Origin of the sequence: Spirosoma foliorum (assembly GCF_014117325.1) — a bacterium.
GTDB classification, from domain to species: Bacteria; Bacteroidota; Bacteroidia; order Cytophagales; family Spirosomataceae; genus Spirosoma; species Spirosoma foliorum.
Genome location: NZ_CP059732.1, coordinates 7,409,202 through 7,422,095, shown reverse-complemented (window position 1 = coordinate 7,422,095; position 12,894 = coordinate 7,409,202). Strand labels below are relative to the sequence as shown.

The 12,894-nt window shown below is 44.4% G+C and carries 11 protein-coding genes and 2 pseudogenes; 9 read left to right on the top strand and 4 right to left on the bottom strand.

Going from position 1 to position 12,894, the window contains the following annotated elements; all coding sequences use genetic code 11:
• Window positions 1-43: 43 nt before the first annotated feature.
• Window positions 44-430 carry a TraR/DksA family transcriptional regulator gene (locus H3H32_RS31185; protein ID WP_182459643.1) on the bottom strand — a complete coding sequence of 129 codons (387 nt, stop codon included), beginning with the start codon at window positions 428-430 and terminating at the stop codon, window positions 44-46.
• A 333-nt stretch (window positions 431-763) separates the two neighbouring features.
• On the opposite strand from H3H32_RS31185, the gene H3H32_RS31180 reads away from it, so the two are divergent.
• Both H3H32_RS31180 and H3H32_RS31175 read left to right on the top strand, forming a co-directional pair.
• Window positions 764-2,038, top strand: coding sequence for a Glu/Leu/Phe/Val family dehydrogenase (locus H3H32_RS31180; RefSeq protein ID WP_182459642.1), 1,275 nt, complete (start codon window positions 764-766; stop codon window positions 2,036-2,038).
• 99 nt (window positions 2,039-2,137) lie between these two features.
• The gene (locus H3H32_RS31175; protein ID WP_182459641.1) at window positions 2,138-2,803 is read left to right on the top strand and encodes a phosphatidylserine decarboxylase family protein; all 666 of its coding nucleotides are present in this window, start codon (window positions 2,138-2,140) and stop codon (window positions 2,801-2,803) included.
• A 71-nt stretch (window positions 2,804-2,874) separates the two neighbouring features.
• Here the strand turns inward: H3H32_RS31175 and H3H32_RS31170 are convergent, their stop codons facing one another.
• Complete coding sequence (locus H3H32_RS31170) at window positions 2,875-3,678, bottom strand: SMP-30/gluconolactonase/LRE family protein (protein ID WP_182459640.1); 804 nt, start codon at window positions 3,676-3,678, stop codon at window positions 2,875-2,877.
• 432 nt (window positions 3,679-4,110) lie between these two features.
• Window positions 4,111-5,313, bottom strand: a complete 1,203-nt coding sequence (locus H3H32_RS31165) for an alginate O-acetyltransferase AlgX-related protein (RefSeq protein ID WP_182459639.1) — start codon at window positions 5,311-5,313, stop codon at window positions 4,111-4,113.
• A gap of 293 nt (window positions 5,314-5,606) precedes the next feature.
• Between H3H32_RS31165 and H3H32_RS31160 the strand changes: the two are divergent.
• The 6 genes and pseudogenes from H3H32_RS31160 to H3H32_RS38470 form a co-directional block, all read left to right on the top strand.
• Window positions 5,607-6,371 (top strand): annotated as a pseudogene (locus H3H32_RS31160) (IS3 family transposase); the annotation flags it as partial.
• 65 nt (window positions 6,372-6,436) lie between these two features.
• On the top strand, window positions 6,437-7,204 hold the full coding sequence (locus tag H3H32_RS31155; RefSeq protein WP_182459637.1) for a transposase: 768 nt from the start codon (window positions 6,437-6,439) through the stop codon (window positions 7,202-7,204).
• A 7-nt stretch (window positions 7,205-7,211) separates the two neighbouring features.
• The gene (locus H3H32_RS38355) at window positions 7,212-7,538 is read left to right on the top strand and encodes a transposase (protein ID WP_182459636.1); all 327 of its coding nucleotides are present in this window, start codon (window positions 7,212-7,214) and stop codon (window positions 7,536-7,538) included.
• A 38-nt stretch (window positions 7,539-7,576) separates the two neighbouring features.
• Window positions 7,577-7,906: pseudogene (locus H3H32_RS31145) on the top strand (integrase core domain-containing protein); the annotation flags it as partial.
• 556 nt (window positions 7,907-8,462) lie between these two features.
• A complete protein-coding gene (locus tag H3H32_RS31140; protein ID WP_182459635.1) occupies window positions 8,463-9,224 on the top strand; it encodes an IS5 family transposase in 762 nt (253 codons plus the stop codon).
• Between the two features lie 38 nt (window positions 9,225-9,262).
• Window positions 9,263-9,412 (top strand): T9SS type A sorting domain-containing protein, encoded by a 150-nt coding sequence (locus H3H32_RS38470; protein ID WP_508614168.1) that lies wholly within the window; start codon window positions 9,263-9,265, stop codon window positions 9,410-9,412.
• A gap of 339 nt (window positions 9,413-9,751) precedes the next feature.
• Here H3H32_RS38470 and H3H32_RS31135 read toward each other — a convergent pair whose 3' ends face one another.
• The gene (locus H3H32_RS31135) at window positions 9,752-11,188 is read right to left on the bottom strand and encodes a glycosyltransferase (protein WP_182459634.1); all 1,437 of its coding nucleotides are present in this window, start codon (window positions 11,186-11,188) and stop codon (window positions 9,752-9,754) included.
• 153 nt (window positions 11,189-11,341) lie between these two features.
• Here H3H32_RS31135 and H3H32_RS31130 point away from each other — a divergent pair, with 153 nt between their 5' ends.
• A complete protein-coding gene (locus H3H32_RS31130) occupies window positions 11,342-12,865 on the top strand; it encodes a glycosyltransferase family protein (RefSeq protein WP_182459633.1) in 1,524 nt (507 codons plus the stop codon).
• Window positions 12,866-12,894 lie beyond the last annotated feature (29 nt).

Genomic DNA, 12,894 nt, shown 5'->3' with positions numbered 1-12,894 from the left:
AGACATAAGGTCATACACAAACGGCAGTTGATACAAACACTAACTAGCGTGACTGACGCAATTTAGCTTCAATCGTTTGTTGTGTGTGTGGCACTGCCCGTAGGCGCTCTTTCGGAATCAATTTGCCGGTGTCTTTGCAAATGCCGTAGGTTCCGTTTTTAATCCGAACCATGGCAGCGTCTAATTGCTGAATAAACTTCTGCAACCGAGCAGCTAACTGGCTCAAATTTTCACGTTCGCTGGTATCGGCACCATCTTCGAGCAGTTTAGAGTTACCTGATGTGTTATCGGTACCACTGTCGTTCCGTTTGCTAAGCGTTTCTTTAATATAATTTAACTCACTTCGGGTTGCGTCAAGCTTCTGACTAATCAGTACTTCAAATTCTTTCAGCTCTTCCTCCGAATACCGTTTTTTCTCGTCCATAACCATAGCTAAATCCTACGTTAGGTGGTGTGCTCTGTTTCAGCCACAAAATTAATGTTTTGTATCCGGTATTTCAATGATTCGTCTAATATTGATCGTTTTTTTCTTAAATTTTATCAAATTGACATTAGAACGTTTCTCAAACTAATCTTTGGCCTTGTCTTTCTATTTATATATAACCCTTTGGTAAATAAAAGAATTTATTATGAATCATTTGGTTTATTAACATTATATTAATCTTAGAAAAAATATACCTTTCACAATATAGACTATGATTTATTAAGTTTGTGGGACACTTCATCATCAAATTTGTTTTAAAACTGAAGTTAATCTAACGTCATGGGATATATTGAACCAGCCCCAATAAAAGATAAAGAGAATCCACTCGAATCAATGATGTCGCGCTTCGATGCTGCGGCCAAATTAGTGGGCATTTCAGACGAAATGTATGATATCTTAAAAGTGCCAGCCCGGCAGGTCATTGTAGGCTTACCGGTTACGATGGATAATGGCACAATAAAAGTGTTTGAAGGCTACCGGGTTATTCATTCCAACATTCTTGGACCTGCCAAAGGGGGCATCCGACTTGATCCAGCTGTTAATCTGGACGAAGTGCGTGCGCTGGCAGCCTGGATGACCTGGAAATGCGCCGTTGTCGACATTCCGTATGGAGGTGCCAAAGGAGGCATCGCCTGTAACCCGCGCGAAATGTCGGCAGGCGAAATTGAACGGCTCATCCGGCAATATACGGTAGCTATGCTCGATGTCATTGGACCAGATCGTGATATTCCAGCTCCCGACATGGGCACTGGCCCACGTGAAATGGCCTGGATCGTAGATGAATATTCGAAAGCGAAAGGGATGACCGTTAACAACGTGGTAACGGGCAAGCCACTTGTACTGGGTGGTTCATTGGGCCGTACCGAGGCAACTGGTCGTGGGGTTACGGTAGCAGCCTTGTCGGCGATGGATAAACTTCGCATGAACCCATATCGAACCACGGCAGCCGTTCAGGGTTTTGGTAATGTAGGTTCATTCGCGGCTGAATTGCTCCACGAACGTGGGGTTACAGTAGTTGCTGTAAGCGACATTTCGGGTGGTTATTACAACAAAAGTGGTATCGACATTACAGCGGCTGTCAGTTATCGGAACTCGAATAAAGGAACGCTGGAAGGTTTTGGCGGAGCTGAGAAGATATCGAATGAAGAACTGCTTTCGCTGGCAGTCGATGTGTTAGTTCCGGCTGCGAAGGAAGATGTCATTACGGAAGACAATGCAGCTTCGATTCAGGCCAAAATGATTGTAGAGGGTGCCAATGGCCCGACATCGGCCAGCGCCGACGAAATCATCAACAGCAAAGGCATATTAGTTGTACCCGACATTCTGGCCAATGCCGGTGGCGTTACGGTTTCTTACTTTGAATGGGTGCAAAACCGGATCGGCTACAAATGGACGCTCGACCGCGTTAACCGCCGGGCCGACCGGGTTATGAAAGACGCTTTTGACCGTGTATTTGAAACATCGCAACGATATCAGGTACCACTCCGTCTGGCAGCTTATATTGTTGCTATCGATAAAGTAGCAAGTACCTATAAATACCGTGGCGGCTATTGATTTAGTTTAAAATGTATGATGTATACGGTATGATGTATAATTTTGCTCGAACTTGATACATTAAGAATACATCATACATTATATATCACACATCTTTCTATGCGTTTACATCGCGAAGGCAATACAATAATGCTAACCACAGGCCTGGTTTTACTAGCCCTGAATTTGCTCGCTTATTTCTACCTGTTTTCTGACAGCCCAACAGCAACGACCTTATTGGCCGTGGTAAGTCTGGTTCTGTTTATACTGGTTGTGCAGTTTTTCCGGATTCCAAACCGGCAACTCACACTGGGCGACACGCAGGTGATTGCCCCTGCCGATGGCAAAGTTGTGGTGATTGAAGAAACCACCGAAGGCGAGTACTTTAAAGATCGTCGGCGGCAGGTATCCATCTTCATGTCTCCCCTCAATGTGCACGTTAACCGTAATCCGGTATCAGGCATTGTACGCTATTTCAAGTACTTTCCGGGCAAATATCTGGTGGCCTGGCATCCAAAATCAAGCACAGAAAACGAGCGCACAACGATCGTCATTGAAACCTCAACCGGTGTACAAGTACTTTTTCGTCAGATTGCAGGTGCCGTTGCCCGTCGAATTATCTGGTACGTGAAAGAGGGCCAACCCGTAAAACAGGGCGATGAGTTTGGCTTTATAAAATTCGGTTCGCGGGTGGATGTATTCCTGCCTTTAGATGCTGAAATTAAGGCTAAAATCGGCGACATTACCAAAGGGGGCGTCACGGTTATCGCCGAATTGAAAAGCTAAATTCAATATTTCAGGTTTCAAGTTCCATGTTGATCGTAGTCAACTTTAAACATGGAACTTGAAACCTTGAACTATACGATGCTTAACAGTTGCCCTTTTTCGGTTTCTGTTACAATTAATCCCAATTCTCCCGACGGATCATACACACAATTCGAGGGATTTTGGCCAGGTAGTGAAATATCACGCACAAAGCTCCCATCCGCCGAGAATACCCGAATAATACCTGCTCCAAACACAGCAACATAAAGATTCCCGTCGGGGCCGGGGGTCATGCCATCAGGACCCGGAATCGATGCACCTACAGGCGTATCGATTACATCTGCCCACACCCGAATTGTTTCCCAGCTCAATGACTCGGTATCCCAATAACCACTCCAGATGCGTTGCTGGTGCGTTTCAGCGATAAGTAACGTTTGATTATCTGGATAAAAGGCAAGTCCATTGGGGTAAAGTAAGCCATCGGCAATAATTTCAACCAGCCCATCGGCCGAATAAACCGCCACATAGCCCTGCTGGCCAGCGTCGGGCGGTCCCGGACAGGTAACGATTAAATTGTTTTGCTCATCGAATAACAAGTCGTTGGGCATATTCAGGGGCTGACCGCTAACATGACTAATCACTGTTTCGATTGTTTCATCATCCGTATGCAAACGCCGTATACAGTTCTGCCCTGAGTCGCAGAACCATAAGTCACCCCTGTTGAAAACTAATGAATTGGGGCGCCCACCCGTCTGAACACGTTTTGTTTTCCCATCCTTATATCGACAAAATAATCCTTCTCCTTCCTGCTCTACGCACCATAGGTTTCCATGAGCATCAAATGCAGGACCTTCCGGAAAACGTAAGCCTTCTGCCAGTACACGTATATCATCCATAACAAACTGTCGTTGAGTCCTTTTACTTTAGCCTAAATAGCCCTACTATCTATCTCAAAATCGGACTTTAGTCAAGCTCGATCATTCAGATTAAAGAGTCGTATGGGATTTTTGTTCACAAATTTTATCATACGAACACATAATCAACGACCGGCAAGTAAGCATTTGGCAGAGACGAACAACAGCCCTTACAATGAGTAGGCGACTTTGTAAGGGCTACGTTTTGTATACGGAAATTGGCAATCTGGAGTCACTGCTAAAAACGAGTTTATCAGTTTTTTCATACTCTCCCGGTTAGAACTCGGCGCAAAAAACACAGCATAAATGACCTGTGCCGGGTTTTAACTCGGGGAGTATGAAAAAGGGAAGGAGATATTTCGTCGATCAATTAGTTCAGCTCAACAATGCAATTGCTAGCCAGACTTCTTCACGCTATAGAAGCGCTAAATAAGCTAAGTTTCGCTCAACAATCTCAAAAATTACAACATCTGGCTTTTCAGAAAAAACTAATTCATCTGAGATCAAATTACTCCGCACGAGGTAAGATTTAAAAAAATAATTGGGGACAAATTGCGCCAGTGAGATCGTAAATGAATCGCCTATGAACAATAGGCTCGGCGATTTTTTATTCATACTTACGAATCGCTGAGAGGGCCACCCGCCCAATTCTGTATTATGAATACGGCCTGCTTCCTTAACTTGCAAATAAGGTGGGGCATCTATCTGATAATTAACCGTATCCGAAATATCCCGATTAAGTGCCATCATGGTGACTAAATCGCCAGAATAACCCTTTTTAGCACAAATAGAGTAGTCATTTTCTTTGGGTAAGGGCATATCAGGAAAATCCTGCCGAATACGATTAGCTAAAGACAGCGTAGCAATAAAAGCCCCATAATCATTCCAGTGCGTATCCGTTTGCATATACGTTTGGTGCCTGGATTTAGCAGCTAGTAAAGCCGGACGAACGTCAATAAGCGGGATGGTCGTATTTTTTAGCAAATACTGTTTTAAACGATCATAATTAGATATGACCCGATTATTTTGTAGGTAGTCAGGCAAATTTTCGGGGTAAATCGTGTACGAATCAGGCGGTATAAACAGATAAAACTTTATGCCCTGAGCAGCTAGCTTCCGCTGTTTGGCCGTCAATTTTTGTACAATTGTCTGTAAAGTCTGCAGCTCTATCGGCTGTAATCCCTGATGCTGATCGGCTACATTATTTAAATCATTACCAGGATAAAACCAGTTGTTCTTACCGAGAATGACTTTGTAAGGTAGTGGCGAAACGCCCAATACATCATATTTAAGATGGCTGTACTGATAAAAGAGCGCATTGCGCCAGCCAAAATTTTCTTTATAGTATTGATTAAACTGACTGATGTACGTGTTGACGTGGGGAAATTTGAAGGTTGGAAAAGGCGCCAGTATATGTTTTTCTGTGCTCTGAAAATCGGATGAAAAGCTAAACCATTGGTCAAGACCGGGCAAAATCAATAGGATAGCAAATCCGAACCCTGTAAGAAAAAAACGATATCTGGTTAGATTTTTTGGTTTAGGCGTATGGTGGGGGTCATTTTCCATAGAATTTGGGTGAACATCAAGAGTCGTTTTACTAGTTTCGGTGGAGATCATTGTCAAAAGCGGAAATAAATAAATGGATTATACGTATCCGCAGCTAAGTACATAACAGCCATAATAAATAAACCATACAGACCCAGAACATACACCGTATTCATTATGTATAACGCAGGTGTGTATACTAACCGTGCCTGTATACGAGACCACCAACGCTGAAAACGGAGATATACTGGCGTTGCCAGTACGAAGCCAAGTAGTAGTGTTGACCTCCTCCCAGGAAACTGGACCAACCTAAAGTAGAGAGTTCGGGCGATTTTTGATACCTTAAACCAATCAAACAATCGCTTATGAAGAAGACAAAATTCACCGAAGCGCAAATCGTTTTTGCGCTTCGCCAAGCCGACACCGGTACGGTCGTCGCAGAAGTTTGCCGTAAGATGGGCATCAGTGAGGCCACCTTTTATAATTGGAAAAAGAAGTACGGAGGCCTAGGGGTTCCCGAACTTCGACGGCTGCGTCAATTAGAAGAAGAGAACCAGCAACTAAAACAGTTGGTAGCGGACTTGAGCTTAGACAAACAGATGCTTCAGTATGTGGTCAAAAAAAAAGCTCTAAGGCCAGTTCAAAAGCGAGGGCTGGCCCAAAGCCTAATGTCTGACTATCGGATCTCGCAGCGTCGAGCCTGCGCAGTGCTTCTGCTTCGACGCTCGACCTGGTTTTATAAAGCCCATCGGCGAGACGATTCCATATTAAGAAAGCGCATACGCGAGATTGCCGAAACTAGGGTTCGATACGGTTGCCAACGCATTTTCACCTTGCTCCGACGTGAGGGTTGGCGGGATAATCACAAGCGTGTGCATCGGCTGTACCGCCTAGGAGGGCTGAATCTACGCAGTAAGCGGCCTCGACGCAACCGGGCAGCGGCTCATCGGCTTGAACGTCCCCAACGCTCCACTATTCATCAATGCTGGAGCATGGACTTTGTGGCTGATCAGTTGTTTGATGGTCGAAAAATCCGGGCCTTAACTATAGTGGATAATTATAGTCGCCAGTGCTTAGCCATCCATGTCGGCCTGTCATTAAAGGGTGAAGACGTGGTGAGAGTTATGAATCATTGATGTTACGCAGGCCATCCTTAGATTGACAGCTTACTGATTAAATTTAACAAAAATTACCTATGCACTTCGTATCGCCCGTTTTCGATCTGTATTCGGACTACCTGTTGGTTAATCAAGGCCAAACGACGGCGACCGGCTTGTCAGCTTTAGTCGAAGGCAAACTTTCCCACGATGCCATTACCCGAAGCCTCCATCAACTAAGCTATGGCTCGGCTCAACTCTGGCAAGTGGTGCGCCCCTTTATCGAACAAATTACCGACACCAACGCCGTGTTGACCCTTGATGATACCGTTGAAGCCAAAGCGTACATGAACCAAAATGCACTCATCCGCTTTCATTACGACCACTGTCAGCAAAAAGCACTTAAAGGCATCAACCAACTCACAGCCCTCTACACCGGCCAAGTTCATTCCCTACCCGTTGCTTATGAACTGATTGAGAAAGACCAGGCCATCCTAGACCACAAGACGGGTAAAACGAAATGGGTCAGTGGAGTCAGCAAGCAAGAACGTTTTCGCCGGTTGATCCACCAATGCTTGGTCAATAAGCTCATTTTTAAGTATGTACTGGTAGATTCCTGGTTTTCCTCTGCAGAGAATTTTGCTTATATCGCCGAACTAGACCAGCACTTTATTATGCCCTTGAAAAGCAATCGCAAGGTGGCACTTTCAAGGGCTGACCAACAACAGGGGCTGTATCGGTCGATTGAGTCATTAGCTATCGAAGCGCATCAATGCCTTGTCGTCTGGGTAGCCGGGGTGGATTTTCCCCTCTTGCTGACCAAGCAGGTCTTCAAACCGGGCCGCCGGAGCGGACGGGGATCGTGAACAGGGGGTGCTCTATCTGGTAACCAATGACTTGACGGCCGATACAGTCAGCATTCAAACGCAATATGCCCGTCGTTGGAAAGTAGAAGAATTTCACAAATCGATCAAGTCAAACACGGGTTATTCCCGCTCACCTGCCCACACGGTGCGCTCTCAGAGCAATCATCTTTTTCTATCCATGTTGGCCTTTGTTAAGTTGGAAGCCTTGCGGTTATCCACGTCAAAAAATCATTTTGCCTTAAAAAGTTTGCTGACGCTAAACGCGATGAAATTGGCCTTACGAGATCTAAACAGTCTCAAAAGTCAATCTACTCTATTAGCTAAGGCTGCGTAACATCAGTGAATCACTTAAAAATCGTAGATTTGGCTGTACCCGAACGGATTCAAGTGGACAACGGGAGTGAATTTATTTCGAAGGCACTGGACTTATGGGCGTATGATAACGGAGTAATGCTGGATTTTTCTAGGCCTGGTAAACCCACTGATAATCCACTCATTGAGTCATTCAACGGGAGTTTTCGTGACGAATGTCTGAACGCTCACTGGTTTTTATCACTGGAAGATGCTCGAGAAAAAATTGAGCATTGGCGGCAAGAATATAATGAGTTTCGACCTCACAGTTCACTCGGCGGACTGACGCCGGATGAGGTCGGAAAGGGCATTGAAAGAAGAACAAATGAACGTCCGATCCTCAATCTTTAAGCGGTCCAATATTCGGGGGGACCTCATTCTGGAGTACTAATGATTCAACAAGGCAAATCATTACGGGTAACGCTGATGTATATTCAGCTAAAGTTAGAGATGTAAATGGCTGCCTATCGGCACAGGCAGCTAGCACAACCGTGGAACTGCGTCCATTACCCGCTCCACCAACTGTAAATGTCATAGGTACGTATACACGGGAAGCTGTCAGTTCTTCGAACGGAACCCAGTTTCGCTGGTATAGAGGTTCCGATTCGTTATCGCTTCAATCGGCTATTATTAAAGCCAACCAGTCTGGATTGTACACGGCTCGCTCCTCCACAATTTACTCCCCAACCTTAAGTTGCTTTTCGCATCCCTCAACGCCTATTTCATTCACAATCGATTTAAGCAACAGAGGGCTTAGCATTTATCCCAATCCTACTCTTAATAAGCTTATTCTCTTGGAGACCCAAGAGAATCTGACGAATGCTACCGTAACAATTTTTAGAATGTGTTTGGGAATTGAGAACAATTGAGAGTCGTGCCAACTTTGTATCGACCAAAATGCAAAGCCGTGACCAAACAGTTCTCAAAACTGACCGACTCCCAATGGGACGCAATTTCGCCTTTTCTTAATCTCAAACGCAAACGAAAGCATGATTTACGCCAGATAATCAACGTCATTTTGTGGCTCCTACGAACTGGCGGACAGTGGCGTAACCTGCCTGAAGAGTGGCCTAACTGGCAGGCGGTTTATTATTACTTTGACCAATGGAAACAAGATGGCACCTTCGAGCGAATCAATACAGCCTTGAATCAACTGGATCGCCAACGAGTTGGGAAAGAAGCTTATCCTTCCGTCCTATGCATTGATTCACAGAGCGTTAAACTAAGTCCTATGATCTGTGAGTACCGGGGCACCGATGCCAACAAACGCGTCAACGGACGCAAGCGACAATTGGTAGTAGACACGCAAGGTCGCCTTTGGGTGGCTAATGTGCATGTGGCCAATCAAGCCGATGGCCCCGCTGCCATTTCGCTCATTGGTGATATTCTTTGGCGGGCAGGCGAGCGCTTAGAAAAAGTGTATGGCGATCAGTCGTACAATGGCGTTTTTGCCAACGCCTTATCGGACTGGTCAATTGACTTTGAGAAAGCATCGCGTCCCGAATCAGCCCAAGGTTTTGTGCCCGTTGCCAAGCGTTGGGTAGTCGAACGCAGCATTGCTTGGACTAATTTCTTCCGCCGAATCGTCAAAGATTACGAGTATACGTTATTATCTTCGGTGAGTTGGCTGTATTTGGCCAATATTCAACTAATGCTTCAGCGAATTTAACTTAGTTACCAAAGATAATTCCCCAACACGTTCTTAGTTTGACTGGCCAACATATTTTCACAACAACTGTAGCGGTCTTCGACGAGCGTAAACAGTTTGTTTTAACGGGGTTGCAGTCTGGGCCTTACATAATACGTGTGCAAGCTGCTAGTTTTGACGTTTCTAAGCGAATTTTGATTGGGCAATGAATTTAGTTTATATGGTTAATAAATAATCTGAGCCGTTTGAGTGATTTCTGCCTTGAATTATCGGAGAGATGGTCTTTATATATCTGTTCTCAAAGTTGCTTAAATTCCACTTATGAACCCATTGGGTACGTTTGGGATGCCGGCCAAATCCCAGTAGCCATTAATCGATTAGCCTTTTTTGAGGCAACTTTCAAGACATCCTTTTTGATAAATTACTGACTATCAATAAGCCGACAATTTAAACTATAAAACTCACCGCCCGCCGTAGCGCTTGCTTATCATGTAAATCGGCCTCCTCCCCCTTAGAAGTAGATTGCCTTACTCCACGAGCTTGTATGATCAAATAAATTTGATTTTGTTCAGGGCAAAAAACGTCATTTTTAATAGGAGCCAGCCGTGTTTGAATCGCGAAATATTGGTTTCGCCATACGTACGTGCACGGTAGCGAATTGGAATTTCAACGAACTTAAGATTAAGTTTTGCTGACCCAAAAATAAGGTCGAAGTCGCCGAAGGGATCAAAATCGCCGAAATAAGACCGGTTAGCAATAAGTCGCTCGTAGTTCTTTTTTGTTAACACTTTGGTACCACAAAGTGTATCTTTAATACGTTGGTTGAGCAACCAGGAGAAGGCAATAGAAAAGAATTTGTTCCCCAAAAGATTGAGGGTTCGCATGGCTTCTTTTTCCATTGGATATACCAAGCGGGTTCCGTTGATATATTCGCCCTTACCGCTAGCAATCGCTTCATAGAATTTAGGCAAATCTTCCGGCGGAACGGTCATATCGGCATCTAGAATCATTAGTATATCGCCTGTTGCCATGCCAAAGCCTTTTCGAACGGCATCGCCTTTTCCCTTGCCGTCCTGCTGAACGCACTTAATGTCATGGGTAGCACTATAAAGTGCTGTAATCCGTTGAATTTCAGCCCATGTATCATCGGTTGAATTGCCTTCTACGAAAATCAGTTCCGTATGTTTTCCCATCGCTGGAGTTCGGCGGACAATGGCATCAATATTTCCTTTTTCGTTCCGGGCCGGTACAATTACACTCACTGTCCGCTCAGTAGCAAAACGTTGATCCTGCATACTCCGAGCTACAATGTATGTACATAAGCCCAGGCGGTTGAACAGCGGAAGATTCGCGATGTATTTGTTGAATAAACCGGAAACAAGGGGTACGTAGCGAGGCAGTAGGAATTTCCGGCCATTCCGGACAACATCGAAGCCTGTTACATCTAGCAAATTTTCAATGTCGCCCCGATCTAGCCAATTTTGACGCTGTTCCGGCATTTTTAACCCAATCGCTTGAGCGATATTGAGTATAGGTGTCCACAACTGATTTCGGTAAGTAATCAAAATCCGGGTATCAGGATGGCAAACGCCGTGAAGTTGTTTGAATACTTGCTGAACATCGTCGAAGTGGCCAATTGTGTCACTGATCAGAACGATGTCGAATGTCTCGCCTGCTAAATTTAAGTGGTTAGCATCCGCAACCTTGAGTGTAAGATTGGGGTACTTTTTACGACCGTAATCGATTAAAGCTGACGAACTATCGATACCAACGCCCCGGCTGGGTTGTAATTGGTTTAATAGATACCCAGTGCCGCAGCCTAACTCTAGTATAGAGCTATTCGCGGGAATAGTATAGTTTAGAAAGTCGACTAAAATACGGTAATAATAGTTGTTACGTTGAATCCACTGTTCGCGTTCAGCCCCCTGTACGGATGATTGGGTAGTCGCTAAAGGTTCATCCTCAAGGTCAATGATTTCATTCATAATAAGAAAAATCCTGTGAAAGAAACTTAAAACTGTTGATAAAAGAGGCAAATAAAGCCTACTTTCGCAAGGAAATGAAGTCATATTATTGATATTCTTAGAAAACGATCCTCAACGCAACTGATAAATAGGCTTGTCCTACACTAGTAAATTATGCTTAAAAGTAACTGGCGATTGCTTGTCGGTTTTGTTATCGGTGTGTGTTTTTTTCTTTTTAAGGGCCTTCGCTTCCAAACGTTAGGCTACACATTTAATGACATGTATGCGTTTATTCAGATGTCGTGTAGCTATCTGGATGGCCGTCCATTTATGTACGACAACATCTGGGGATTTCACCATCGAATCCATAATTACTATACCATCCTGTTATGGGGACCGCTTTGCTATCTATGGGGAGCTTATGGTTTATTTCTGGTGCAAGCGAGCTTACTAACAGCTAGTTATTTACTTTTAAATGAGCGATTACGCATCCGGGACATTCCAGCTTGGGCACGCTATAGTGTCTTGATAGTTATTTTATTAGGACCTGTGGCATTCTGGCTCAATGATCATCCGAATATTGGTTGGCATACAGAATTGACGTATTTGCCCTTTGCTTTGTTCTTTGTGCTTGCTTTGTTAAGTCAGTCAGCATATCGGTCGATTTTGGTTATTCTAACTAGCTTATTGCTGGTCCTGGTAAAAGAAGACGGTGCTGTTTTGGCGGCACTCATTCATATAAGCTGGTTTGCCATGTCGTATTTGCAGCAATCGGGGCGCTCGTTACTAGGTTTGATTAAGCAATGGCGTTTTTGGGCTATTGGTCTAGGGTGGGTAGCTGTTTTCTTAATCGGCATGTTTTGGCTTTCAGCAAAGAATAGCGCTCCTGAACCTCGTTTACAGATAGCGCTTGCGCAGCTAGCTCAAAATGCAGGAACGAAGGCTTTCTGGAAGGAAATGCTCAAATTGTTTGGTGCGGTTGGGTTACTAATTAGCCCAGCGGCTGGATTGCTGCTCGTGTTAGCTCAGTCGCAACGTCGTTCAGTTGTGGTCAGTTGGGTGATTGTCTTTGGGTTAGGTTTGGGGATATTGATAGCCCTAAATTTTGTCCAGAGTGCTCTATATTACGGACAAACCCTATTCTATCTTGTATCGCTCACCTGGCCACCACGATTTGTACTTCTATGGGCTTTTGTAAGTGCTTTTTTGACCTTATGTATCGTATTTTCTGCTAATCGTTTGCCAGATCAGATTAGCTCGACTACACGAGTTACATTGATGGTACTCTGGTTAATACAGATTCCAATTTTGTATTGGGCGCGTCCTGATATTCCACCTTTGGCAGATTGGCTAAGTTTACTACGACATCAATTGGCTCCTGAAAAAAATGCTACTCTACTTCAGTCGGCTGATCTTGCAGTTGCCCAATGCATTGCCGACCAATTACCTCCGCGCTCGAGCGTATTTGTATCCGATTATCTAGTACCGTATTTTGATCAGCATTATGAAATCTGGCCAACAGGAAACGCCTATCGTCCCGCCGACATTGCTATTATACCAACAGCTGACCCGCAGCATTTAGCGGAAACCTCCTCAATGCCTAAAACCGATACATTGTTTCAATTGAACGCATATACGGTCTATACGAACCAATCCTTTACGCCCAAAATCAGTTCATGTTTGCCTATAAAAAAATAGGCGAAAACGATTGACTAATTTTATACTGG

Coding starts and splice junctions, on each gene's coding strand:
- H3H32_RS31185 (WP_182459643.1), bottom strand. CDS start 430: ATGGTTATGGACGAGAAAAAACGGTATTCGGAGGAAGAGCTGAAAGAA.
- H3H32_RS31180 (WP_182459642.1), top strand. CDS start 764: ATGGGATATATTGAACCAGCCCCAATAAAAGATAAAGAGAATCCACTC.
- H3H32_RS31175 (WP_182459641.1), top strand. CDS start 2,138: ATGCGTTTACATCGCGAAGGCAATACAATAATGCTAACCACAGGCCTG.
- H3H32_RS31170 (WP_182459640.1), bottom strand. CDS start 3,678: ATGGATGATATACGTGTACTGGCAGAAGGCTTACGTTTTCCGGAAGGT.
- H3H32_RS31165 (WP_182459639.1), bottom strand. CDS start 5,313: ATGATCTCCACCGAAACTAGTAAAACGACTCTTGATGTTCACCCAAAT.
- H3H32_RS31155 (WP_182459637.1), top strand. CDS start 6,437: ATGCACTTCGTATCGCCCGTTTTCGATCTGTATTCGGACTACCTGTTG.
- H3H32_RS31135 (WP_182459634.1), bottom strand. CDS start 11,188: ATGAATGAAATCATTGACCTTGAGGATGAACCTTTAGCGACTACCCAA.
- H3H32_RS31130 (WP_182459633.1), top strand. CDS start 11,342: ATGCTTAAAAGTAACTGGCGATTGCTTGTCGGTTTTGTTATCGGTGTG.